Annotated in this window: 23 protein-coding genes; 15 read left to right on the top strand and 8 right to left on the bottom strand. The window is 63.9% G+C overall.

Translation table 11 applies throughout. From position 1 onward, the window contains the following. Nucleotides 1–182: 182 nt before the first annotated feature. Together PAF18_RS02285 and PAF18_RS02280 are read left to right on the top strand one after the other, a co-directional pair. Nucleotides 183–704, top strand: a complete 522-nt coding sequence (locus tag PAF18_RS02285; protein ID WP_271117030.1) for a gluconokinase — start codon at nt 183–185, stop codon at nt 702–704. A 140-nt stretch (nt 705–844) separates the two neighbouring features. Further along, nucleotides 845–3016, top strand: a complete 2172-nt coding sequence (locus tag PAF18_RS02280; RefSeq protein ID WP_271117029.1) for an esterase-like activity of phytase family protein — start codon at nt 845–847, stop codon at nt 3014–3016. A 91-nt stretch (nt 3017–3107) separates the two neighbouring features. Here the strand turns inward: PAF18_RS02280 and PAF18_RS02275 are convergent, their stop codons facing one another. Next, a complete protein-coding gene (locus tag PAF18_RS02275) occupies nt 3108–4427 on the bottom strand; it encodes an MFS transporter (RefSeq protein ID WP_271117028.1) in 1320 nt (439 codons plus the stop codon). A 211-nt stretch (nt 4428–4638) separates the two neighbouring features. On the opposite strand from PAF18_RS02275, the gene cyoA reads away from it, so the two are divergent. The 6 genes from cyoA (at nt 4639) to PAF18_RS02245 (ending at nt 10340) form a co-directional block, all read left to right on the top strand. Beyond that, entirely contained in the window at nt 4639–5781 is a 1143-nt protein-coding gene (cyoA, locus tag PAF18_RS02270) for a ubiquinol oxidase subunit II (protein ID WP_271117027.1), read from the top strand. Between the two features lie 11 nt (nt 5782–5792). Beyond that, nucleotides 5793–7802, top strand: a complete 2010-nt coding sequence (cyoB, locus tag PAF18_RS02265) for a cytochrome o ubiquinol oxidase subunit I (protein WP_271117026.1) — start codon at nt 5793–5795, stop codon at nt 7800–7802. Nucleotides 7803–7809: 7 nt separating this feature from the next. Continuing rightward, nucleotides 7810–8436, top strand: a complete 627-nt coding sequence (gene cyoC / locus PAF18_RS02260; protein WP_271117025.1) for a cytochrome o ubiquinol oxidase subunit III — start codon at nt 7810–7812, stop codon at nt 8434–8436. Continuing rightward, complete coding sequence (gene cyoD / locus PAF18_RS02255) at nt 8436–8828, top strand: cytochrome o ubiquinol oxidase subunit IV (RefSeq protein ID WP_271117024.1); 393 nt, start codon at nt 8436–8438, stop codon at nt 8826–8828. The genes cyoC and cyoD overlap by 1 nt, the downstream gene beginning before the upstream one ends. Beyond that, a complete protein-coding gene (locus PAF18_RS02250; protein WP_271117023.1) occupies nt 8825–9574 on the top strand; it encodes an SURF1 family protein in 750 nt (249 codons plus the stop codon). The genes cyoD and PAF18_RS02250 overlap by 4 nt, the downstream gene beginning before the upstream one ends. 109 nt (nt 9575–9683) lie before the next feature. Continuing rightward, complete coding sequence (locus PAF18_RS02245) at nt 9684–10340, top strand: alpha/beta hydrolase (RefSeq protein ID WP_271117022.1); 657 nt, start codon at nt 9684–9686, stop codon at nt 10338–10340. 87 nt (nt 10341–10427) lie between these two features. On the opposite strand, the gene PAF18_RS02240 is transcribed toward PAF18_RS02245, so the two are convergent. Beyond that, a complete protein-coding gene (locus PAF18_RS02240) occupies nt 10428–11000 on the bottom strand; it encodes a hypothetical protein (RefSeq protein ID WP_271117021.1) in 573 nt (190 codons plus the stop codon). Nucleotides 11001–11215: 215 nt separating this feature from the next. On the opposite strand from PAF18_RS02240, the gene PAF18_RS02235 reads away from it, so the two are divergent. After that, nucleotides 11216–11815: an HNH endonuclease gene (locus tag PAF18_RS02235; protein WP_271117020.1), complete on the top strand. Its 600-nt coding sequence runs from the start codon at nt 11216–11218 to the stop codon at nt 11813–11815. A 54-nt stretch (nt 11816–11869) separates the two neighbouring features. Here the strand turns inward: PAF18_RS02235 and PAF18_RS02230 are convergent, their stop codons facing one another. Then, on the bottom strand, nt 11870–12031 hold the full coding sequence (locus tag PAF18_RS02230; protein WP_271117019.1) for a hypothetical protein: 162 nt from the start codon (nt 12029–12031) through the stop codon (nt 11870–11872). Nucleotides 12032–12143: 112 nt separating this feature from the next. On the opposite strand from PAF18_RS02230, the gene PAF18_RS02225 reads away from it, so the two are divergent. Then, nucleotides 12144–13223: a PA0069 family radical SAM protein gene (locus PAF18_RS02225; RefSeq protein WP_271117018.1), complete on the top strand. Its 1080-nt coding sequence runs from the start codon at nt 12144–12146 to the stop codon at nt 13221–13223. Here the strand turns inward: PAF18_RS02225 and PAF18_RS02220 are convergent. The 3 genes from PAF18_RS02220 to PAF18_RS02210 are packed head-to-tail and all read right to left on the bottom strand — an operon-like array spanning nt 13220 to nt 14692. Next, nucleotides 13220–13792, bottom strand: coding sequence for a nuclear transport factor 2 family protein (locus PAF18_RS02220; protein WP_271117017.1), 573 nt, complete (start codon nt 13790–13792; stop codon nt 13220–13222). The two genes, PAF18_RS02225 and PAF18_RS02220, sit on opposite strands and share 4 nt — an antisense overlap. Next, nucleotides 13785–14240: an Lrp/AsnC family transcriptional regulator gene (locus PAF18_RS02215; protein WP_271117016.1), complete on the bottom strand. Its 456-nt coding sequence runs from the start codon at nt 14238–14240 to the stop codon at nt 13785–13787. Before PAF18_RS02215 ends, PAF18_RS02220 begins: the two co-directional genes overlap by 8 nt. Beyond that, the gene (locus PAF18_RS02210) at nt 14237–14692 is read right to left on the bottom strand and encodes an Lrp/AsnC family transcriptional regulator (protein WP_271117015.1); all 456 of its coding nucleotides are present in this window, start codon (nt 14690–14692) and stop codon (nt 14237–14239) included. Before PAF18_RS02210 ends, PAF18_RS02215 begins: the two co-directional genes overlap by 4 nt. 130 nt (nt 14693–14822) lie before the next feature. Here PAF18_RS02210 and ilvC point away from each other — a divergent pair, with 130 nt between their 5' ends. Then, a complete protein-coding gene (gene ilvC / locus PAF18_RS02205) occupies nt 14823–15845 on the top strand; it encodes a ketol-acid reductoisomerase (RefSeq protein WP_271117014.1) in 1023 nt (340 codons plus the stop codon). Between the two features lie 103 nt (nt 15846–15948). On the opposite strand, the gene yghU is transcribed toward ilvC, so the two are convergent. Both yghU and dnaE read right to left on the bottom strand, forming a co-directional pair. Then, a complete protein-coding gene (gene yghU / locus PAF18_RS02200) occupies nt 15949–16821 on the bottom strand; it encodes a glutathione-dependent disulfide-bond oxidoreductase (protein ID WP_271117013.1) in 873 nt (290 codons plus the stop codon). Nucleotides 16822–16914: 93 nt separating this feature from the next. After that, on the bottom strand, nt 16915–20379 hold the full coding sequence (gene dnaE / locus PAF18_RS02195; RefSeq protein WP_271117012.1) for a DNA polymerase III subunit alpha: 3465 nt from the start codon (nt 20377–20379) through the stop codon (nt 16915–16917). A 91-nt stretch (nt 20380–20470) separates the two neighbouring features. Here dnaE and PAF18_RS02190 point away from each other — a divergent pair, with 91 nt between their 5' ends. From PAF18_RS02190 to PAF18_RS02175, 4 genes are read left to right on the top strand one after another with little or no spacing between them, the layout of a single operon-like run. Continuing rightward, entirely contained in the window at nt 20471–21997 is a 1527-nt protein-coding gene (locus PAF18_RS02190) for an ABC transporter ATP-binding protein (protein ID WP_271117011.1), read from the top strand. Further along, on the top strand, nt 21984–23060 hold the full coding sequence (locus PAF18_RS02185; protein ID WP_271117010.1) for an ABC transporter permease: 1077 nt from the start codon (nt 21984–21986) through the stop codon (nt 23058–23060). The genes PAF18_RS02190 and PAF18_RS02185 overlap by 14 nt, the downstream gene beginning before the upstream one ends. Then, nucleotides 23057–23452 (top strand): hypothetical protein, encoded by a 396-nt coding sequence (locus PAF18_RS02180; protein WP_271117009.1) that lies wholly within the window; start codon nt 23057–23059, stop codon nt 23450–23452. The genes PAF18_RS02185 and PAF18_RS02180 overlap by 4 nt, the downstream gene beginning before the upstream one ends. Next, nucleotides 23449–24321, top strand: a complete 873-nt coding sequence (locus tag PAF18_RS02175) for an ABC transporter permease (protein ID WP_271117008.1) — start codon at nt 23449–23451, stop codon at nt 24319–24321. Before PAF18_RS02180 ends, PAF18_RS02175 begins: the two co-directional genes overlap by 4 nt. The last annotated feature ends 20 nt before the right edge of the window (nt 24322–24341 follow it).

The raw sequence follows: 24341 nt of genomic DNA, 5'->3' as shown, positions 1-24341 counted from the left end.
CTCTCGGCAGGATGCATTGGTATCGCGGCGATTGCACCGCGCGAGCTTCCAAGGCCAGATCGGTCCGCGCCGCACCGATTGCCTCTGGCCTGTGCCGCGCCTATTCTTTTGCCCATGACACATCCCTGCCCGTTCCCAACCGGCCCAGGCGCCGCCACGCGCGCCCCGACAGGTCCTGACGCATGACCCCCGAGCGGCATCGTTTCGTCATCATGGGTGTCTCGGGCAGCGGAAAAACCACGGTGGGCGCGGCGGTGGCGGCGCGTCTCGGGCTAAAGTTCATCGACGGCGACCGGCTGCACCCGCCAGAGAATATCGAGAAGATGGCGCAAGGCATCGCGTTGCAAGACGCCGATCGCTGGCCCTGGCTGGACCGGGTTGGCGACCGGCTGAGGCCCGGCACGATCATCGCCTGCTCGTCGCTGCGCCGGGCCTATCGCGATCGCATCCGCAGCCGCGCCGGCGGGCCGGTGGTGTTTCTTTATCTGCGCGGGCGGCGCGACACTCTGGCCGGGCGCATGCGGCAGCGCGAGGGGCATTTCATGCCGGCGGCCCTGCTGGACAGCCAGCTGGCCACGCTGGAAGAGCCCGGCGCGGATGAGGCCGTCGTGATCGCCGATATCGAGGAGCCTCTGGATCGCATCGTGGCGACGCTCATCGCCGGAACGCGCCGTGGTGCCGGGCCGAAGATGCCTGGCGGGTAAACCCTCGCCGAGCGAGATTCGGGAATGATTGGAAAATTCGCCGCGCTCGCATCGTGACGTCACCGATCTGACACCATCCCGACATATCCCTGTTGCACTCTGGCGCGACACAGCGTGGGTCACAAATATGGAGCAAACCCATGCCGTTCCGCAGAAAACTGCTTTCCGGGCTGGTCTCGGCCCTCGCGCTTGGCGCTGCGCTGCCTGCGCTGGCCGCGCCGCAGTTCAACCGCGTCGCCAGCTTCCCGACCACCCGCAACATTGAAGAGGGCGCCGACACCAGCCGCGAGACTTCGGCCGAGATCATGGCAGTCACCGAGGACGGCAATACGCTGATCTATTCCGACAGCCCGCTGGGCGCGATCGGGGTGATCGACATTACCGATCCGGCAAACCCCGCGCCGCTTGGCAATATCGCGATGGATGGCGAGCCGACGACCACGGTGCTGCGCGGAGGTCTGGCCTTTGTCGGGGTGAACACCTCGGGATCCTATACCGCGCCCTCTGGCGTGCTGCGCACGGTGGATCTGGACAGCCAGCAGATCACGGCAAGCTGCGATCTGGGCGGGCAGCCGGACAGCGTGGCGATCTCGCCCGCCGGGGACATGATCGCCGTCGCCATCGAGAATGAGCGCGACGAGGATGCGGGCGATGGCGGGCTGCCGCAGATGCCCGCCGGGTTCGTGGTTCGCCTGCCGGTGGGCGATGCGGGGGTGGATTGCGACGGGCTGGAACGGATCGAACTGACCGGTCTCGCCGATATCGCCCCCGAAGACCCGGAGCCGGAATTCCTCGATTTCAACGAGGCGGGCGAGCTTGCCGTCACCCTGCAGGAGAACAACCATATCGTCGTGATCGGCGCGGATGGTGCGGTGGCATCGGATTTCAGCGCCGGATCGGTCGATCTCGACGGGGTGGACATCGCCGAGGAGGGTGCTCTGGACTTTACCGGCAGCCTCGACGAGGTGCCGCGCGAACCCGATGCGCTGAAATGGCTGAATGACGACTATTTCGTCGTCGCGAATGAGGGCGACTGGAAAGGGGGCTCGCGCGGTTTCACCATCTTCGCGAAGGATGGCACGATCGCCTATGACAGCGGCACCAGCTTCGAGCGCGCCGTGGCCGAGATCGGACATTACCCGGAGGGCCGGTCCGAGAATAAGGGCGCCGAACCCGAGGCCGTCACCGTCGCCACCTATGGCGATCAGCGGCTGCTTTTCGTGGCCTCGGAGCGCGGCAGCGTGGTCGGCGTTTATGATGCGACCGATCCTGCCGCGCCCGAACTTTTGCAGATGCTGCCCTCGGGTATCGGCCCGGAGGGGCTGGTGCCGATCCCGCAGCGTAACCTGTTCGCCACCGCCAACGAAACCGATCTGGGCGAGGATGGCGGGGCCCGCGCTCATGTGATGATCTATGAGCGCAGCGAAGGCGAGGCAGCCTATCCGACGCTGAGCTCGGCCGGATCGGAGCCGCTGATCGGCTGGGGCGCGCTGTCGGGGCTGGCAATGGACCCGTCCGCGCCGGAGACGCTCTATGCGGTCAGCGACAGCGCCTATGACACCCAACCTGCGATCTTCACCATCGACGCCTCGGTCAGCCCTGCCAAAATCACCGGCAAGACGGTGGTGACCCGCGACGGCGCCCCCGCAGAGAAGCTGGATCTGGAAGGCATCGCCAGCGATGGGCAGGGCGGGTTCTGGCTGGCCTCGGAAGGTCATCCCGAGAAAGAGATCCCCCATGCCGTGCTGCGCGTCGCCGGAGATGGCACCATCAACGATGAATTCCCGCTGCCCGACAGCCTGCTGGAACAGCAGAAGCGGTTCGGGCTGGAAGGCATCGCGGTGCAGGACGGCAAGGTCTGGGTCGCCGTGCAGCGCGAATGGGGAGACGACCCCGAAGGCCAGGTCAAGCTGCTGCAACTGGACCCGGCGACCGGCGAATGGACGGGGCTGCACTATCCGCTGGACAGCGGCGCGGGCTGGGTCGGACTGTCGGAACTGGCGATCAACGGCGATCATCTCTATCTGATCGAGCGCGACAACCAGATCGGCGAAGCGGCGAAGCTGAAAGCGGTGACCCGCGTGGCACTGGCCGATCTCAATCCGGTGCCGCTGGATGAGGAGCTTCCGCTGGTCGGGAAGGAAACCGTGCGCGACCTGATCCCGGACATGCAGCGCTGGAATGGCTATGTGCAGGACAAGGTCGAAGGCATGGCCATCGCCGAAGACGGCACGGTCTGGGTCGTGACCGATAATGACGGGGTGGACGACGCGTCGGGCGAGACGTTCCTGTGGTCCTTCAAGCTCGACTGAGCGCGGGCCGAAAATGTGAAAAGGCCCCGCCGGGTGCGGGGCCTTTTTCTTATGCCAAATGGTCCTGCCGGGCTTTGCCCCTTGTCAGCGCTCAGCGCCAGGAGCTGTCGCCCGCCCGGCGTGCGTCCTGGCTGCGCTTGAAGACGATCAGTGCGACCAGCGTCGCAATGGCGCCCGACAGCAGATAGGCGCCCGCCGACCACAGCCCGAAGGTCTCGGTCAGATACAGCGCGACAAAGGGCGCGAAGCCAGCGCCGAACATCCAGGACAGGTCCGCCGTCAGGTTCGAGGCGGTATATCGGTTTTTCACGGCGAAACCCGAGGCCACCACGCCCGAGGACTGACCGAAGGACAATCCCAGCAGGGCGAAGCCTATGAACACATAGAGCGCCTCGCCGCTGAAACCGAGGCTCAGCAGGAGCGGCGACAGCATGGCATAGATCGCGATACCGAAGGCGCAGTTGCGCAGCAGCGTGCGCCGCCCGATCTTGTCGGCGATGAAGCCCGAGGCGATCATCGAGCCCAGCCCGAACAGCGCGCCGACGATTTCGATCCAAAGGAAGCCCGTGATGTTTTCCGGCGCGTAGAGATAGATCCAGCTCAGCGGGAACACGGTGACCATGTGGAACAGCGCCAGCGTCGCCAGCGGGATGAAGGCCCCGGCGATGATGTTCATCGATTCCTCGCGCAGCAGGCGGGGATTGATGCGCGGGCGCAGCTCGGCCTGGCTGAACAGCGTCTCCAGATCGGTGCTGACCACCAGCCGCAGCCGCGCGAACAGCGCCACGACGTTGATCGCGAAGGCGACGAAGAACGGATAGCGCCAGCCGAAGCGCAGGAATTCCTCTTCCGAGAGCGAGGCGCGCAGAAAGATGAACAGGCCGCAGGCGAGCATCAGCCCCAGCGGCGCGCCGATCTGCGGAAGCACCGCATAACGCGCGCGCTTGTCCTCGGGCGCGTTCAGCGCCAGCAGCGAGGACATGCCGTCCCAGGCCCCGCCCAGGGCCGCCCCCTGCCCCATGCGGAACAGGCAGAGGCTTGCGACGGTCAGCCACCCCTCCTGTTCATAGCTGGGCAGGAAGGAAATCGCGACGGTCGAAAGCCCCAGAAGAAACAGTGCCGCAGTCAGCTTGGTGCCGCGGCCGAAGCGGCGATCCACCTCGGTGAAGATGAAGGTGCCGACGGGACGCGCCATGAAGCCGAGCGCCAGAACCGCGAAGGAATAGAGAATCCCTTCAACCGGCGAAGCGAAGGAAAAAATGAACTGCGGAAAGACCAGAACGCAGGCGATCGCAAAGACGAAAAAGTCGAAGAACTCCGAGGTGCGACCAATGACCACACCGATGGCAAGGTCGCTCAGACGGACATGTTCATCGCGCTCTTCGGGAATGGATTCGGCTGTTGTGTCCATGATTACTGCCTTTTTCTGGCGTTTCGGCGCGTCTCCGGCGCCGCAATAGGAGGCAACTTGTGCCCGCCCCTGTCAAGCCGAATGCTTCATGGACAATCCGACCCCGCTTTGCTTTTCTTAACCCACGACCTACATCTCTGCGCGAAGCGACGAGGCGGTGAGACGACCTTCCGGCCACCGCGCCGCGCCCCAGAAAGTGCGAGCTTTCAGAATGAAGATTTTGCGGTACACATTCCTTGCGACGCTGTTCCTCGGCCTGGCCGGATGCGGCTCCGAGGTGCTGTCTCCGGGCGGCGATGTGGCGGTGAAGACCCGCGACGTGCTGGGCATCACCACGGCGCTGATCCTGGTGATCGTGCTGCCGGTGATGGCGGCGACGGTGTTCTTCGCCTTTCGCTACCGCGCGGGCAACCGCGACAATGACCGGGATTACGATCCCGATTTCCACCACTCCGTGCAACTCGAGCTGCTGATCTGGGCGGCGCCGCTGGTGATCATCATCTGGCTCGGCGCGCTGACCTGGGTCAGCACGCATAAGCTGGACCCCTATCGTCCGCTCGACAGCGAAACCGAGGGGGTCGAGGATGACGAGGAACCGCTGGTGGTCAAGGTCGTCTCGATGGACTGGAAATGGCTGTTCATCTATCCCGAGCAGGGCATCGCCACGGTGAACGAGCTGGCCGCCCCGCTCGATCGCCCCATCCGCTTCGATCTGACCGCGACCCAGGTGATGACAGCGTTCTATGTGCCGACGCTGGCGGGAATGATCTATACCATGCCCTCGATGCAGACACAGCTTCACGCGGTCATCAACGATCCCGGCGAATATAAGGGCATGGCCTCGCATTATAGCGGCGCCGGCTTCTCCGAGATGGATTTCGTCTTCTATGGTCTCGAAGACGCCGAGTTCGAGGAATGGGTGTCCAAGTCTCGCGACAGCGGCGAGGTGCTGGACCGCGACGAATATCGCGCGCTTCTGGAACCCACCGTGGATGTGCCGCCGGCCTTCTACGCGCTTGGCGACGAGGAACTGTATCACGACATTCTCAACCGCTGCGTCGAGCCGGGCCAGATGTGTATGGACGAGATGATGGCGATGGATCGCAGCGGCGGTCCGGGTGGTCACGGCGAGATGGCGGCTATGAGCGACGACGCCGACGGCGCGACCGAGGGCGATATGCCCGGCGGCGAAGCGCCCGAAACAGAGGGCGACGAGACCGGCCCGATCGGACACGAGTCGCGCGATCCTGAAGAGCTTGGCCATGAGGCTGGTCATGGTGGCGCCGATGAAAGCGAATCCGATGACGGGAGCCACGGCGAAAAGGCTGCCGGCGCGGGCGCCGCGGCGAACTGACAGGTGACGAGATGGCAGTAACAAACGAACCGATTGAAACCACCTTCCTGTTCGGCCGCCTGGGCTGGGACAAGCTGCCGCTCGACGTGCCGATCGTGGTCGCGACCTTTGTCGTCGTCGCGATCATCGGCGCGGTGGTGGTGGGCGCGCTGACCTATTACCGGCTCTGGGGTTATCTGTGGAAAGAGTGGTTCACCACGGTGGATCACAAGCGGATCGGGATCATGTACATGATCCTCGGGCTGATCATGTTCCTGCGCGGCTTCGCCGATGCGGTCATGATGCGCATCCAGCAGGTCTGGGCCTTCGGCGGCTCTGAGGGATACCTCGATTCGCATCACTACGACCAGATCTTCACCGCCCACGGCACGATCATGATCTTCTTCGTGGCCATGCCCTTCGTCACCGGGCTGATGAACTATGCGGTGCCCCTGCAGATCGGCGCGCGCGACGTTTCCTTCCCCTTCCTGAACAATTTCAGCTTCTGGATGACCACCGGCGGCGCGATCCTGGTGATGGTCTCGCTGTTCGTCGGTGAGTTCGCCCAGACCGGCTGGCTGGCCTTCCCGCCCTTGTCCGGCGTGGTCTCCAGCCCGCGGGAGGGGGTGGATTACTATATCTGGGGGCTTCAGATCGCGGGGGTGGGAACGACACTGTCGGGCATCAACCTCGTGGTGACGATCCTGAAGATGCGCGCGCCGGGGATGACTCTGATGCGGATGCCGGTCTTCACCTGGACGGCGCTCTGTTCCAATATCCTCATCGTCGCAACCTTCCCGGTGCTGACCGCGACACTGGTCCTGCTGGCGCTCGACCGCTATCTCGGTTTCAATTTCTTCACCAACGAGCTCGGCGGCAACCCGATGCTCTATGTGAACCTGATCTGGATATGGGGCCACCCGGAGGTCTATATCCTGATCCTGCCCGCCTTCGGCATCTTCTCCGAGGTGACCGCCACCTTCTGCGGCAAGCGGCTGTTCGGCTATAACTCGATGGTCTATGCGACGGTCTGCATCACCATTCTGTCCTATGTCGTCTGGCTGCATCACTTCTTTACCATGGGGTCAGGCGCGTCGGTGAACGCCTTCTTCGGCATCGCCACGATGATCATCTCGATCCCCACCGGGGCGAAGATCTTCAACTGGCTGTTCACCATGTATAAGGGGCGCATCCGCTATGAGCTGCCGATGATGTGGACGGTGGCCTTCATGCTGACCTTCACCATTGGCGGGATGACCGGCGTCATGCTGGCCGTGCCCCCGGCGGATTTCATTGTCCATAACTCGCTGTTTCTGGTGGCGCATTTTCATAACGTCATCATCGGCGGCGTCGTCTATGGCATCTTTGCCGGTATCAATTATTGGTGGCCGAAAGCCTTCGGTTTCCGCATGAACCAGTTCTGGGGTCATGTCAGCTTCTGGTGCTGGGTGGTCGGGTTCTGGGTCGCCTTCACCCCGCTTTACGTCATGGGGCTGATGGGCGTGACACGCCGGCTGCGCACCTTCGACGATCCCTCGCTTCAGGTCTGGTTCGCGATTGCCGCCTTTGGCGCCCTGCTGATCGCCTGCGGCATCGTGGCGCTGGTGCTGCAGATCTTCTTCTCGATCAAGGATCGCGAGAAGCTGCGCGACGAGACCGGCGATCCCTGGGACGGGCGCACGCTGGAATGGGCGACCTCGTCGCCGCCGCCGGCCTATAACTTCGCCACCACGCCGATCGTCTATGACATCGACGCCTGGCACGACATGAAGGCGCATGGCTATCAGCGGCCAGTGTCCGGCTTCGCCCGCATCCATATGCCGAGGAACACCGGCACCGGGGTGATCCTGTCGGCGATCAGCGTGGTGCTGGGTTTTGCGCTGGTCTGGCATATCTGGTGGCTGGCGGCGCTGTCCTTTATCGCCCTGCTCGGCGCGGCGATATGGCACACATTCGACTACAGCCGGGATTACTACATCCCCGAAGCCAAGGTGGTCGCCACCGAGGATGCCCGGACCAAAGCTCTCAGCAACGCGGTGTGAGACAGAGATGAGTGCAGAAATCGTGACCGATCCGGCGGACGAGCGCGTCTTCCACCCCGCCGAAGAGCCGCATCACCCAGACGGGCATTCCACGCCCCTCGGCTTCTGGATCTATCTGATGAGCGACTGTCTCATCTTTGCGATCCTGTTCGCGACCTTCGCGGTGCTGGGACATCGCTATGGCGGCGGGCCCGGCCCGCAAGAGCTGTTCGACCTGCCGCTGGTGGCGTTGAACACGGCGATGCTGCTGATCTCGTCGATCACCTTCGGCTTCTCGATGCTGGCCATGCATGAGGGCAACCAGAAGGGCGTCATCAGATGGCTCGGGATCACCGCCGCTTTCGGCGCGGCCTTTCTCGCTATCGAGATCTATGAGTTCAGCCATCTCATTCACGAAGGTGCCGGGCCGGGCCGGTCGGCATTCCTGTCGGCCTTCTTCACGCTGGTCGGCACGCATGGGCTGCATGTGACCTTCGGCCTGCTCTGGCTGGGAATCATGGTGATCCAGATCCGCAAGCACGGGCTCAGCCCGGCCAATATGCGCAGGCTCAACTGCCTGTCGCTGTTCTGGCACTTCCTCGACGTGATCTGGATCGGCGTGTTCAGCTTTGTTTACCTGATGGGGATGATCTGATGAGCGACAGCGGCAGCAACCCTCATGACAGCCACCACGCGCAGGCGGAGTTTCCGCACGGCACCAGGCGCGACTATGTGACCGGCTTCATCCTCGCCGTGATCCTGACCGTGATTCCCTTCGCGGTGGTGATGTCGGGCGGCGCGGGTTCGACGCAGACCACGGCGATCATCATCCTTGTCTGCGCCGTGGCGCAGATGGTCGTGCACATGATCTATTTCCTGCATATGAGCCCCAAGGCCGAGAATGGCTGGACGCTGGTGTCGCTGGTCTTCACCATCATCCTGCTGATCATCGCCGTCGTCGGGACCGTCTGGGTCATGTACAACATGGATGCCAACATGATGCCGGGCATGGGCACCGATCCGCAAAGCGAAACGCTGGACCCTTGAGCAAGGCCGGATCCGAGCCGCGCCGACCGCTCTGGCTGGTCGCGGTGATCCTGCTGCTCGGCGCGATACTCTTCACGGGTTTCGCGGGACTCGGGGTGTGGCAGATCCAACGGCTCGGCTGGAAGCGCGATCTGATCGCCACGGTCGAGGCGCGCGTGGATGCAACACCGATCGGCTGGGCCGAGGCCGCCGCCCTGCCCGCCGATCAGCGCGAGTATCGCCGCGTGAGCGTCTCGGGGCGCTTCGACCACTCTGCCGAGACGCTGGTCAAGGCTGTGACCGAGCGTGGCGGCGGCTATTGGGTGCTGACCCCGCTGGAGACGCAGGGGGGCGAGGTGCTGCTGATCAATCGCGGCTTCGTGCCGACCGAATTGCAGGACGCGGCCAGTCGCCCCGATGGACAGGTCGAGGGCCGGCAGGAGATTACCGGGCTGATGCGCCTCTCCGAGCCGGGCGGGGCCTTTCTTCGCGACAACGACCCGGCAGCGGATCGCTGGTATAGCCGCGATGTCGCGGCCATCGCCGCCGCCAGCGATCTGGACAGCGCCGCCCCGGTCTTCATCGACGCTGACGCCACGGCGACACCGCAGCCGGGCGGTTATCCCGTGGGCGGGCTGACCGTGGTCGATTTCCGCAACGCGCATCTCAGCTATGCGCTGACCTGGTTCGCGCTGGCCGGGATGGTCGGCTTCGGGATGGTGCTGCTGTTGCGGCAGGAAGCATCGCAGAGGCACCGTCGCGCCTGATCGCCAGATCGACCGTGCCGCCATCTTTGCCCTGCCCCCCCCCACGGTTGCAGCGCGGCGCTGCGGCGCGTAACACTCGGTTCAACGCAGCGCCCACCGGAGGAACGACATGGTTCGCGAGCTTCAATCCGAACGGAAAGGCCCTGGCGATGCCAGCAGCGTCGTCGTCTTCCTGCATGGCTACGGCGCGGACGGCGCGGATCTGCTGGGCATTGCCGATGTGCTTGGCCCGCATCTGCCGGGCACCGCGTTTTACGCCCCCGACGCGCCCGAACGCAGCGCCGGCAATCCGTTCGGGCGGCAATGGTTTCCGATCCCGTGGATGGACGGCTCGACCGAAGAACAGGCCCGCGCCTCGATGATCCAGTCTGTCGAGGATGTGGATGCGTTTCTGGACAGAGTGATCGCCGATGAGGGCATCTCGCCCGACCGGCTGGCCATTATCGGCTTTTCGCAGGGCACCATGATGGCGCTGCATGTCGTGCCGCGCAGGGCCGAGCCTGTTGCCGCATTGGTGGGGATTTCGGGCCGGTTGCTTGCGCCGGAAACGCTTGCGGCCGAGGCCCGCGTCAAGCCGCCGGTGCTGCTGATGCATGGCGATCAGGACCCGGTGGTGCCGTTCAGCGATCTGGAGGCGACCGGTTCGGCGCTGGCATCTGAGGGCTTCGATGTATCCAGCTTCGTCATGAAGGGCATGGGTCACGGCATTTCGCAGGATGGGCTGCTGACCGCGCTGCGCTTTTTGCAGCAGCATCTGGGCGATTGAGTCCTTCCGAAGCTGTCGCCGCGTCATCGGGTCGATCGCCTGAACCCTGCAACGACTGCCACATCGCGCGGGGCTGGCCACCCGATCTCAGGACCGGCTCGCCTGCGCGCTGAGCGCCGTGGCCTCGCGCAGCAACATCTCTCCGCTGCCAGCGGCGCCGGTCAACGCGCTGCGCGAGCCGCCACGACTGGTTTTGTCGGCATCTGGATCGTCCGGCTGTGCCGCGCTGTGCAGATCGGCCCGCAACCTTCGCTGCGTCGCCGCCACCTCGGCCCGCACGCCGTTGATCGCGGCGCTGACGGATGCTGCCGCGCCGCGCAGTTCGGCCGTTTGTGCCGCCCGCGCCGCCTGCAACTCGCGGCTGAGATCGCGCGCGGGATCGGGCTTCGGCGCGCTCAGCAGATCCATGCGATCAGAGGCCAGCGACAACTGCGCATCCAGATCCGAGAGACCGGCCATTTCCAGCGTGATCCGGCGCCTGTCGCGCGCCGCGGCATAGCGGCTTTCAACCATGGCCGCATCGCTGCCGCGCGTCGGCGCGGCCACGAAACGGACGATCGCCTCTGCCGGGGCGGTGGCCTGGGGCGGGGTCTGTAACTGGCGCGGGCCGGGCTGGGGAGGCACCGTGACATAATGAGGCGCCAAGTCGAGCCTGAACATCTGCTTCTCCTGCGTCATGCTTTCCAGAAGGTTACGCCTCCATCCCCCTGGCTCATAACGGATTCTCCCTAAAATGCGACGCAAGCCGGCCTGTCACATCCGCGTCACGGAGCAGGGTTAGAACAAAACCACATTCTGGGGCTTGCCTGATTCCGACCCCGAGATATAGTCGGTGTCAGACAGGGCAGAGAAGGACCGGCAGGACGGGGTTGCGGATGCTCGACGACCACCACCACGCGGAATTCAGGACGCAGTTCGTGCGGGAACCGGCGGCGCTGAAACATTGCCCTGCCTTGGTGCTGAACGCGGATTACCGGCCCCTGTCGTATTATCCGCTGTCGCTCTGGCCCTGGCAGGAGGCGATCAAGGCGGTGTTCCTCGACCGGGTCAGCATCATCGCCGAATATGACGACTATGTTCATAGTCAGAGACAGGCCTTCAGGATACCTTCGGTGGTGGTGCTGAAAGATTTCGTCAAACCTCAGAAGCGCGTGGCATTCACGCGCTTCAATCTTTTTCTGAGGGACGGTTTTGCCTGTCAGTATTGCGGCTCGAAAGGCGATCTGACTTTCGATCACGTTATCCCCCGCTCGCGCGGCGGGGTAACGAGCTGGGAAAACGTCGTCGCCGCCTGCTCACCCTGCAACTTGCGCAAGGCGAATCGGTCGTTGCGGCACAGCGGGCTTAGCCTGCGCCGCCCGCCGCGCTGCCCCTCGGCAGAGGACATGCACAAGATGGGGCGGAAATTCCCGCCGAACCATCTTCACGAGACCTGGATGGATTTCCTGTATTGGGATGCCGAGCTGGAACGCTGAGGCTACCCGCTCCGACAGACCGCATTCAAAGCCGCCCCATCGGGTTGAGCTCGGTCAGAGATGATCGTGACGGGCAAGGTGAACGACCCCGGCGGCGATCAGCGCGGCAAGCGCGAGCGCCACGATCGGCACCCCTTGCGACAGGCTGACCCAGAGCGTCGCGGCAGCGGCGAGGATCACGGCAGCGATCAGCAGCAGAAACTGCGGCAATGGCATAACGAATCTCCCTTCGCGCTTAATATGGGACCGGGTTTCGGCGATGAAAACCCTTGTGGCGACGATGTTGCGGAATATGGACTATGTTCCCCATATGTTCTAAGGTAGAGCCATGCTGCCGCCCCGAGACCCCGACGAAATCATCAAAGCCCGCGGCGCGGACACGCGCCCGGCGAATCGGTTTGACCGTCTGCACGCAGAGCGTGAACATGACGGCTGGGACATCCCGGAAGAACAACGGAAGCTGCACACGCAGGTGACCGATGAACAGCCGCGCCGGATCATCACACGCAACCAGTCGCCGGATGTGCCCTTCGACCGGTCGATCAACCCCTATCGCGGCTGCGAACATGGCTGCATCTACTGTTTCGCCCGGCCCAGCCACGCCTATTGGGGCCTGTCGCCCGGACTGGATTTCGAGACGAAGATCACCGCCAAGCCCGATGCCGCGCGGCTGCTGGCGGCAGAGATCGCGAAACCCTCTTACCGGGTGGCACCGATCGCGTTCGGGACGAATACCGACCCGTATCAGCCGGTCGAATCGAAGCTGAGGATCATGCCGGACCTGTGGCAGGTTCTGCTGGACTGGAACCATCCGGCAAGCCTCGTGACGCGCGGGCAGACCGTCTTGCGCGACCTGCCTTTGCTGGCCCAGATGGCGGCGCGGCAATTGGTGCATGTCGGCGTTTCCATCACCACGCTGGATACCGGCTTGGCCCGCGCGATGGAGCCGCGCGCCCCTGCCCCGGCAACCCGGCTACGCATGATCCGAGAGATGGCGCAGGCCGGGATACAGGTCCGGGTCATGGTCGCACCGGTGATCCCGGTGCTGACCGAACCCGAGATCGAGCGCATCCTGACCGCCGCGCGAGAGGCCGGGGCGACAAATGCCAGCATGATCCCCCTGCGCCTGCCGCATGAGGTCGCGCCCCTGTTCCGCGACTGGCTGGACCGGCACCGCCCCGATGCGGCGGCCCATGTGATGAACCGGGTGCAGGCGATGCGCGGCGGGCGCGACAACGATACGCGCTTCGGCAGCCGCATGCGCGGCGAGGGCATCGAAGCAGAGCTGATGATGAAACGCTTCAAGATCGCCCGCAAAAGGTTGGGCTATGCCGAGACAACACCGCCCTTGGACTGCTCCCGCTTCGGCCAGCCGCCGCGCCGGGGCGATCAGCTGAGCCTGTTCTAGCCCGCCGGCCAGCCGGGCCTGTCGTCGATAGGCTCGGCGACTGACACTCCGCCGCTGCTTTCGGCGGTGCGTTCAAGCGTTGCGATCAGCGGGACCATATCGGTCAGGATCAGCAGCCGGGTCATCTTTCCCCAGCGAAGATGAATGACATGGACGCCGCCATTCTGCGTGCGCACGCCATCCGTGCCGGTATTGCTCTCGGTCCATTCCACCGTTGCGATGGTGTTCCAAGGCCCGCCCGCAATGTCGATCCGGTGCAGCTCGAATCGCAGATCCGGCATTACCCGGCGCAGCCGCTCATACCAGGCGCGGATCGATTCGGGGCGGTTACGGCGCCCTGACAAAGCGTGACCATCGCCCATGAAGATATGCTCTGCCGCGGGCGCGAAGGCACCGAGAATGGGTTCGATCTCGCCACGATTGATCGAATCGAACAGGTCGCGGATGCGGCCGCGGACAATAGAGTGATACATGACAACCTCGGAAACAGAAATTTCGTGATGATAATCCGACCGGATGTAAACACCCCTTACATCCATCTGCAATGCGTCTTTTCGCAACTCAGCCAAGCGGTCCGGGCCTGCGTTCTTCCGACAGCATGACATTGGCCTCGACCTGTCCGAGCCCCGGCAGGGTCATGATCCGCCGCCGCAGGATGCGTTCGAAATCGGCGATGTCCCGTGCGACGATGCGCAGGCGATAGTCGAACTGGCCCAGAACATGCTGCACCAGCTGCACCTCGGGGATGGCGGTGACGGCGCGTTCGAATTCCTCTAGGCTGGTGCGCCCTTTCGTCGCCAGCCTTATGCCCAGAAACACAGTCACCCCGAAGCCGAGCGCGGCATTGTCCAGCCCCACCCGGCGACCCGCGATAATGCCGGCATCCTGCAAACGCTTGATCCGCCGCCATGTCGCGGGCTGGGCCATGCCCAGGGCCCGCCCGATCTCTGCCGCGCCGAGGGTTGCGTCCCGCGACAGCATTTTCAGGATCGACAGATCGGTCGCATCGGGCGTCACAGCGGCAGCTCCGCGCTGTTCTTGATGGTCGAGACCAGCATCAGCGCATCTGAGGTTTCGACATTGGGCAGGTTGAGGATGCGGGCGCGATAGATCTCCTGCCAATGGGCCATGTCCCGGGCAATCACCGACAGCCGGAAATCGACGCTGCCCAGAAAGGTCTGGATCTCGATCACCTCTGGAACCTCTCGGGCGGCGGCGGTGAATTCGTCGAAGGCGCGTGGGTTGGTCTTGTCGAGGGTGAAGCGCAGGCTGACCTCGACCTCATAGCCCAGCTTGCGCCAGTCGATCCGCGCCTGCTGTCCGGAGATGGTGCCCGCAGCCCGCATCTTTTCCAGACGCCGCGACAGGGTGGCACCGGTGACGCCCGCGCGTTCGGCCAGCCGCGTCGCGGACTGGTCGGGATCGGCAAGAAGCTGGCGCAGGATTCGGCGATCAGTGGCGTCTGGCATGATTGTTACGCGTGTGATCCATTTAAGGCATGATAATCTTATTATTCGGGCATTTTCTGCGAATATTGCAGGGATCACCAGCGAAATTTTTCGTATCACCCATCCAGAGATAACTGAAAGGACCGCTGACATGCGCGTTTACTACGACCGCGATTGCGACGTTAACCTGATCAAGGACAAGAAGATCGCCATTCTGGGATATGGCTCTCAGGGTCACGCCCACGCGTTGAACCTGCGCGATTCGGGTGCGAAGAATGTCGTCGTCGCGCTGCGCGAAGGCTCACCGTCGAAGGCCAAGGCCGAAGGCGAGGGCCTTCAGGTGATGGAGATCGCCGAGGCCGCCAAATGGGCCGACCTGATCATGTTCACCATGCCCGACGAATTGCAGGCAGAGACCTACAAGAAATACGTCCATGACAACCTGCGCGAAGGTGCCGCGATTGCCTTTGCCCACGGCCTGAACGTGCATTTCGGCCTGATCGAGCCGAAGCCGGGCGTCGATGTCATCATGATGGCCCCGAAAGGCCCCGGCCACACCGTGCGCGGCGAATATGTCAAAGGCGGCGGCGTGCCCTGCCTGGTGGCCGTGCATCAGGACGCGACCGGCAAGGCGATGGATCTGGGCCTGTCTTATTGCTCGGCCATCGGTGGCGGGCGTTCGGGCATCATCGAAACCAACTTCCGCGAGGAATGCGAAACCGACCTGTTCGGCGAGCAGGCGGTGCTGTGCGGCGGTCTGGTCGAACTGATCCGCATGGGTTTCGAGACGCTGGTCGAAGCCGGTTATGAGCCGGAAATGGCCTATTTCGAATGCCTGCACGAGGTGAAGCTGATCGTCGATCTGATCTATGAAGGCGGCATCGCGAATATGAACTATTCGATCTCGAACACCGCCGAATATGGCGAATATGTCTCGGGTCCGCGCATCCTGCCTTACGAGGAAACCAAGAAGCGCATGAAAGAGGTTCTGACCGACATCCAGAACGGCAAGTTCGTCCGCGACTTCATGCAGGAAAACAGCGTCGGCCAGCCCTCCTTCAAGGCGACGCGCCGCATCAATGACGAGCATCAGATCGAGCAGGTCGGTGAGAAACTGCGCGAGATGATGCCCTGGATTTCCAAGGGCAAGATGGTCGACAAGGCGCGGAACTGATCCGACGCCCCGCACCGACGCAAAAGCCCGGCCAGATGGCCGGGCTTTTTCATTTGCCGGCCCCTGGCTGGTGTTCAGCCTGGAAGACGCCGGGCTTCGACCCCTACTCCGCCGCCTCGACCTTATCCTGCGTCCTGGTTTCGAAATCCGACGCATCGTGCCGCTCGCGCAGCTGTCCCGACGGCTCGCCAGAGGTGCGGTTGACCATAAGACCGCGCTGAACGGCGGGACGCGCAGCAATTTCGTCGTTCCAGCGAAGCACGTTCTTGTAGCTTTTGCCCTCGAGGAAGGTCACCGCTTCACCATAGACACCGCCCGTGGTCAGCCGCCCATACCAGGGGAAAATCGCCATGTCGGCGATGGAATAGTCATCGCCTGCCATGAATTTATTCTCGGCGAGATGCTTGTCCAGCACATCGAGCTGCCGCTTGGTTTCCATCGCATAGCGGTCGATGGCGTATTTGATCTTGACCGGGGCATAGTGGTAAAAATGCCCGAAGCCGCCGCCCACGAACGGGGCCGAGCCCATCTGCCAGAACAGCCAGTTCAGCGCCTCGGTCCGTGCGGCAGGATCGGCCGGCAGAAACTCACCGAATTTCTCGGCGAGATAAAGCAGGATCGCGCCCGATTCAAAGACGCGCCGCGGCGGATTGACCGAATGGTCCATCATCGCCGGGATCTTGGAATTCGGATTGACCGAGACGAAACCGCTGCCGAACTGGTCGCCCTCGCCGATATCGATCAGCCACGCATCATATTCGGCCCCGGAGTGGCCCCTTGCCAGAAGCTCCTCCAGCATGATCGTGACCTTCTGTCCGTTCGGCGTCGCCAGCGAGTAAAGCTGGATCGGGTGCTTGCCGACCGGGCTTTCCGCGTCATGGGTGGCACCGGCGGTGGGTCGGTTGGTGCTGGCAAATTTGCCGCCATTGCCGGGTTCCCATGTCCAGACTTTCGGAGGGGTATAATCGTCGCTCATTTCTGGTCCTGATGCTGAATTACGGTTCTGCCACGAAGCTGTGGCGTTGTGATCGGGAATTCAACCGGCAGCGCTGTGGAACGTTCCGCGCCGCTATTGTTCGATGACCTCCAGCACGCCCGGCACGACGCGCAGATGCTGGCGCGCCGCGGGGCTGACCGGCGCGCGGTCCGACAGCTGGATGTCGTATTCCTCATCGCCTTCATGCACGCGCAGGATCAGCTTGCCGCGACGCCCCCGCTCGCCGTCGAGATTGTCAAGAACGCCCTGTAGTCCCTTGAAGTCACAATCATTCGCAACCTCGATAACCAGCTCGGCGGGACCGACATTGGCAATCGCCTCTTCCAGCGGCACGACCGAACGCGCGAGCATCTTGACCTCTTCGCCCTGCGGCTCGACCTGCACCTGCATGACCACGTTCTTGCCGGGTTCGAGATGCGCGTGGCAGGCTTCGAGGACGTCCGAGAACACCACCGCCTCATAAAGACCCGTCGGGTCCGAGGCGCCGATGAAGGCGAAACGGTTTCCCTTGGCCGACTTCTTTTCCTGCCGCGAGGACACGGTTCCGGCGATATAGGTGACCAGCGGGCCGGATGCGGCCGCGGCGCGGATTTCGGCCAATGTGGACACCTCGATCCGGCGCAGTGCAGGCAGGTAATCGTCGATCGGGTGGCCCGACAGGTAGAAGCCGATGGCCTGATGTTCCTGCCCCAGCCTCTCGGAAGGAAGCCAGACCTGCGCCAGCACCGGACGCGGAGGCGGCAGATCCTCGCCCCCGCCGAACAGCGAGGACTGGCTGGAGGCGGCCTGATCGTGGCTGGCGCCCGAGAACGCCACCAGCCCGTCGAGACTGGCCATCATCCGGGCGCGGTTGTCGTCGAGCGTGTCGAAAGCCCCGGCCCGCGCCATCATCTCAAGAGCGCGCTTGCCGATGCGGCGCAGATCGACGCGGCGGGCGAAATCGACCATATCGGCGAAGGGTGTCTCGCCGCGCGTGGTCTCGATGGCCCGCATCGCCTCGACGCCGACGCCCTTCAGCGCGCCGAGCGCATAGTGGATACGGCCCTCTTTGACGGTGAAGGTCGCGCCGGACCGGTTCACGCAAGGCGGCACCACCTCGATCCCCATCCGGTCGAGCTCTCGCTTGTAGACGCTCAGCTTTTCCGTGAGATGGATGTCGCAATTCATCACCCCGGCCATGAACTCGACAGGGTGGTTCGCCTTCAGCCAGGCGGTCTGATAGCTGACCACGGCATAAGCTGCGGCGTGTGATTTGTTGAAGCCGTAATTTGCGAATTTTTCCAGAAGGTCAAAGACTTCGCCGGCCTTCTTCTCGTCGACGCCGTTTTCGACGCTGCCTTTGATGAATTTCGGGCGCTCCTTGGCCATTTCCTCGGCGATCTTCTTCCCCATGGCGCGACGCAGCAGGTCGGCTCCGCCAAGCGAATAGCCGGCCATGACCTGCGCGATCTGCATCACCTGTTCCTGATAGACGATGATGCCCTGCGTCTCTTCAAGGATGTGGTCGATCAGCGGGTGGATGGATTGCAGCTCACGCTGGCCGTTCTTCACCTCGCAATAGGTCGGGATATTCTCCATCGGGCCGGGACGATACAGCGCCACCAGCGCCACGATATCCTCGATACAGGTCGGTTTCATGCGCCGCAGCGCATCCATCATGCCCGAGCTTTCAACCTGGAACACGGCCACGGTGCGGGCGGATGCGAACAGATCATAGCTGGGTTTGTCGTCCAGCGGGATCGCGTTGATCTGGTTTTCCGCGCCTTCCGGCGGGTCGTATAGCTTACGACCGTCTGCGGCGACATGCAGGGGCCGCCCGCCGCCATTGATGAGGTCAACCGCGTTCTGAATGACGGTCAGGGTTTTCAGGCCCAGAAAGTCGAACTTCACCAGCCCGGCCTGTTCGACCCATTTCATGTTGAACTGCGTCGCAGGCATGTCCGAACCCGGATCGCGATAAAGCGGCACCAGCTGATCCAGCGGCCTGTCGCCGATCACGACGCCCGCCGCATGGGTCGAGGCGTTGCGATACAGACCCTCGACCTTCTCGGCATAGTCCAGAAGGCGGGCCACGACCTCCTCGCTGTCGCGGGCTTCGCGCAGGCGCGGCTCGTCGGTGATGGCCTTGGTGACAGAAACCGGCTTCACGCCCTCGACCGGGATCATCTTCGACAGCCTGTCCACCTGACCGAATGGCAGTTGCAGCACACGGCCGACATCGCGCACGGCGGCCTTGGACAGAAGCGCGCCGAAGGTGATGATCTGACCGACCTTCTCGTGGCCGTATTTTTCCTGCACATAGCGGATCACCTCTTCCCGCCGATCCATGCAGAAATCGATGTCGAAATCGGGCATCGAGACCCGTTCCGGGTTCAGGAAGCGTTCGAAGAGAAGCGAATAGCGCAGCGGGTCCAGATCGGTGATGGTCAGCGCATAGGCCACCAGCGACCCCGCACCGGAGCCCCGGCCCGGTCCGACCGGAATATCGTGATCCTTGGCCCATTTGATGAAGTCGGCGACAATCAGGAAATAGCCCGGAAAGCCCATCTGCTCGATGATGCCCAGTTCGAAGTCGAGCCGCTCGTGATATTTCTCGACGCTGACCGCATGGGGGATGAGCTGCAGCCGCTCCTCCAGCCCTTTCTTTGCCTGACGGCGCAGCTCTTCGACCTCGTCATCGGCGAAACGTGGCAGGATCGGTGCGTGGCGGCTGACCGCAAATGCACAACGCCGGGCGATCTCGACGGTATTCTCGATCGCCTCGGGCAGATCGGCGAACAGCAGCGCCATTTCCTCGGCGCTCTTGAAATCATGATTTGGCGTAAGGCGGCGGCGCGGCTGGGACTGGTCGACATAGGCACGTTCTGAGATGCAGATCAGCGCGTCATGCGCCTCATACATATCGGGTTTCGGGAAATAGACGTCATTCGTCGCAACCAGAGGAATCTCCAGCATATAGGCGAGTTTGACGAAGCTGTCCTCGGTCGCGGTCTCGGCAGCCATCAGCCGGCCGGAGTCGTCCTTGTGGCGCGTTAGCTCGACATAAATCCGGTCGCCGAACGCATCCTTGAGACGGCGCATCAGCCCTTCGGCCCCGGCGGCGTCGCCCGACTGGATCAGCTTGCCCACGGCGCCCTCTGCCCCACCGGTCAGCAGGATCAGCCCTTCCGCATGCGCCGTCAGATCCTCTTCGGTGATGTGCCACGGGTCCGGCCCCTTTCGCAGATACATCGCCGAAGACAGCGTCATCAGATTCAGCCAGCCCTGCCGGTTCTGCGCCAGAGCCACCACCGCACCGTAATGCTCGCCGATCCGCATCGTCCACTGACAGCCGATGATCGGCTGGATGCCCTGCTCCATCGCCTTCACGCTGAATTCCAGCCCGGCGAACATGGCATTCGTGTCGGTCAGCGCCACCGCCGGCATGCCGGCTTTTTCGGCGAGGGCGATCAGCTTCTTGACCGGCACCGCGCCTTCCAGCAGCGAATGTTCGGAATGGGTGCGGAGATGGATGAATCGGGGCAGATTTTCGACCATATGTTGAAACTATTTCTCGTTTTGGCCAAGCGCAATCGTGGCGCCCTGTGATAACTGTGTTAATTGGACGGAGGAACGACAGGGAATAGAGTTGAGCGATAACGCCATTTTCCGCGCCGAGGGTCTGAGCAAGACATATCCCGGCGTGAAAGCCAATGACAACATCACATTCGCCGTGAGAGAGGGCGATATCCACGCGCTGCTCGGCGAAAACGGCGCCGGCAAATCCACGCTGGTCAAGACGATCTATGGGCTGGTGCGGGCGGATGAGGGCCGGATGTGGCTGGCCGGGACGCCCTTCGCCCCGGCTGATCCCAACGCGGCGCGGGCCGCCGGGGTGGGCATGGTGTTCCAGCATTTCAGCCTGTTCGACGCCATGAGCGTGGCCGAGAATATCGCGCTTGGGCTCGACGCTCCGCCGAAGCGCCGCGAACTGGCCGAACGGATTGCCTCGCTCAGCCAGGATTACGGCCTTCCGCTGAACCCGCATCGCCGCGTGGCGGATCTTTCGGCGGGAGAGCGGCAGCGGGTGGAGATCATCCGCGCCCTGCTCGGCCATCCCCGGCTTCTCATCATGGACGAACCCACCAGCGTGCTGACCCCGCAAGAGGCCGAAATCCTTTTTGCGACCTTGCGCAAGCTGGCCGATGGCGGCACCTCGATCCTCTATATCAGCCACAAGCTGGACGAAATCCGCAGCCATTGCGACCGGGCCACCATACTGCGCGGCGGGCGCGTGGTGGACAGCTGCAATCCCCGCGACCATTCCGCGCGCGAGCTGGCGGCGATGATGGTCGGCGGCGAGATGCGCGAGATCGACCGCAGCGGGCGTAACCCCGGCGCGCTGCTGCTACGGGTCAGCGATCTCAGCCTGGCGCCGCTCTCGATCGACGGGGCTTCGCTGAAATCCGTGTCGCTGGAACTGCATGAGGGCGAGGTTCTCGCCGTGGGCGGCGTGGCCGGGAACGGTCAGGAAGAGCTGCTTTCAGCGCTGTCGGGCGAGATCCGGACACCCGCCGGCACGGTCTCGCTCAAGGGCGACGACATGTCGGCGCTCGGCCCCGTGGCACGGCGCCGCGCCGGGCTGCTCGCGGCACCCGAGGATCGGCTTGGCCATGCGGCGGTGCCGGGGTTTTCGCTGACAGAGAACGCGCTGCTGACCGCCGCCCCGCGGCAGGATCTGGCGCCGGGTGGGATGATCCGGCGCGGCGCCGCGCGCGGCTTCACCGAAGCGGTGATCGCTGAATTCGACGTGCGCACGCCGGGGCCGGACACCGCGGCCTCGGCACTGTCGGGCGGCAATCTTCAGAAATTCGTCATCGGGCGCGAGGTGATGCAGAACCCGAGTGTTCTCGTGGTCAATCAGCCGACATGGGGTGTCGATGCGGGCGCGGCCTCGTCGATTCGCCAGGCGCTGCTGAACCTCGCCGCGGGTGGCGCGGGCGTGATCGTCATCAGCCAGGATCTCGACGAGTTGCTGGAACTTGGCGACCGCTTCTGTGCACTGAACGAGGGGCGGCTGTCCGATCCGCGCCCGACGGAGGGGCTCAGCCTCGAGGAAATCGGGCTGATGCTGGGCGGCGCGCACGGGATGGAGGCCGCGCATGTGGCAGCTTGAACCGCGCAGCAACCCGCCGCTGGCCTGGCAATTCGCCACCCCGGTGCTGGCCGTTCTGGCGACAATGATCACCGGCGGGATCCTGTTCGGCTTCATGGGCTATGACCCGTTCGGCGCGATCAGGACCATCTTCTGGGACCCGCTTTTCGGCGCTTCGGCCAGCTATTCGCGCCCGCAACTTCTGGTCAAGGCCGGACCGCTGATCCTGATCGCGGCCGGGCTCGCCGTCGGGTTCCGCGCCGGGATCTGGAATATCGGCGCCGAGGGGCAATACATCATCGGCGGCATCACCGGCGCCGCGGTAGCGCTGGCGACCTATCCGTCAGACGGGTGGTGGATCTTCCCCGTCATGATCCTTGCAGGCGCCGCCGGAGGCTGGGCCTGGGGAATGATCCCGGCTCTGTTGCGCAACTGGTTCGGCGCTTCCGAGATCCTCGTCTCGCTGATGCTAGTCTATGTCGCCGAGAAAACAGCCGCATGGATGGCCTTCGGCCCGATGCGCAACCCGGAAGGTTTCGGCATGCCCGGATCGCGCAATCTCGCGCAGTATCCCGCCGCCTCCAACCCCGAACTCATTCCCGGCACCGGCATCCACTGGGGCGTCATCACTGCGATGCTGGCCGTGCTGGCGGTCTGGGTGCTGATGTCGCGCCATCTTCGCGGCCTCCAGATTCGCGCCGCCGGAGAGGCACCGCGCGCGGCCCGGTTCGGCGGGGTCCGTCCCGGCGCGCTTGTGGCGTTCTGCCTTGGCTTGTCGGGCGCGTTCGCCGGAATGGCCGGGCTGTTCGAGGCGGCCGGACCGGCGGGCCAGATCACCGACGGGTTCGGATCGGGCTATGGGTTCACCGCGATCATCGTGGCGTTTCTGGGCCGGCTGCACCCGGTGGGCATCGTGCTGGCCGGGCTATTGATGGCGCTGACCTATATCGGCGGCGACATCGCGCAGATGGTGATGCAGCTGCCCTTCGCGACGGTGCAGGTCTTCCAGGGAATGCTGCTGTTCTACCTGCTGGGCTTCGACCTGCTGACCCGCTATCGCATCCGTCGGAGGATCACTGCATGACCGAGCCGACACCGCCCGCCGGACCGCCCTCGCCGCTGAGCTTCATCGGCGCGGTTCTCCAGGGTATGTTCATCGGGGTTTTGCCTGGTTTCCTTGTCATGTTCGTCGTCACGCTTTCCTGGGGTGGGGCCCTAATAATGCTGGGCTTCATTCTGGTCGGCTCGGCGATCCAGTTCCTGTTCCAGGAATTGGTCATCGTCTGGCCGTTCCGCGGCCTCCGCGCGATATGGCGGCGATTCAGCCCGCGGGAGGACAGGCCCGAGCCACCGCCACCGCCGCCGCCGAGCACGCCGCGTCATCCGATCCTGACCATCGGGTTTATCTGCGGGGTGGTGCTGATGACGTTGATAATGCTCTACGGATCGCTTGACTACGCCGGGGGTGCGGCATGATCGACCTTACCGTACTTGTCGTGATGATCCTCTCTGCCGCGACGCCGCTTCTGTTCGCGGCACTTGGCGAGCTGATCGTCGAGCGCTCGGGCGTGCTGAATCTCGGTGTCGAGGGTATGATGATCGCCGGCGCGCTTGCCGGTTTCGCCGCTGCGGATGCCACCGGCAACCCCTTGCTGGGCTTTGCCGTGGCAGCACTTGGCGGGGCGGCGCTGTCGCTGATCTTCGGCGTGCTGACCCAGTTCCTTCTGACCAACCATGTCGCCACCGGGCTGGCGCTGACCCTGTTCGGGCTGGGGCTGACGGCGCTGTTCGGCAAGCCATACGAAGGGGTCAAGGCGCCCTCGATGGCAATGGGCCCGTTCGGGCTGCACTGGATTGCCTGGGCGGGGATCGTTGCCGTACCGCTGATCTGGTGGTTCCTGAACCGCTCGCGCGCGGGGCTGATCCTGCGCGGTGTGGGCGAGAACCATCATGCAGCCCATGCGCTCGGCCACAAGGTGCGGCTGGTGCGGCTGGCGGCGATCAGCTTTGGCGGGGCTATGGCCGGGATCGGCGGGGCCTATATTTCCATCGCCACGGTGCTGCAATGGACCGAGGGCATGACGGCGGGCGCGGGCTGGATCGCGCTGGCGCTGGTGGTGTTCTCGGGCTGGCGGGCCTTCGGCGTCCTGGCCGGGGCCTGGCTGTTCGGCGGCGTCACTGTCTCGCAGCTGCGCATGCAGGCGGCGGGGATCGACGTGCCGGTGCAGCTTCTGGCCATGGCGCCCTACATCGCCACCATCGTCGCGCTCGTCGTGATTTCAGCCCGGCGCAAGGGCAGCGCCGCGCCGGGCTCGCTTGGAAAGATATTCCATGCAACAAGCTGAACCATAACCAAGACTGCCAA

The organism is Paracoccus sediminicola (assembly GCF_027912835.1).
In the GTDB taxonomy this organism is placed as follows: domain Bacteria; phylum Pseudomonadota; class Alphaproteobacteria; order Rhodobacterales; family Rhodobacteraceae; genus Paracoccus; species Paracoccus sediminicola.
The sequence above is the reverse complement of the archived record's forward strand: the minus strand, read 5'-3'. Positions and strand labels throughout refer to the sequence as shown.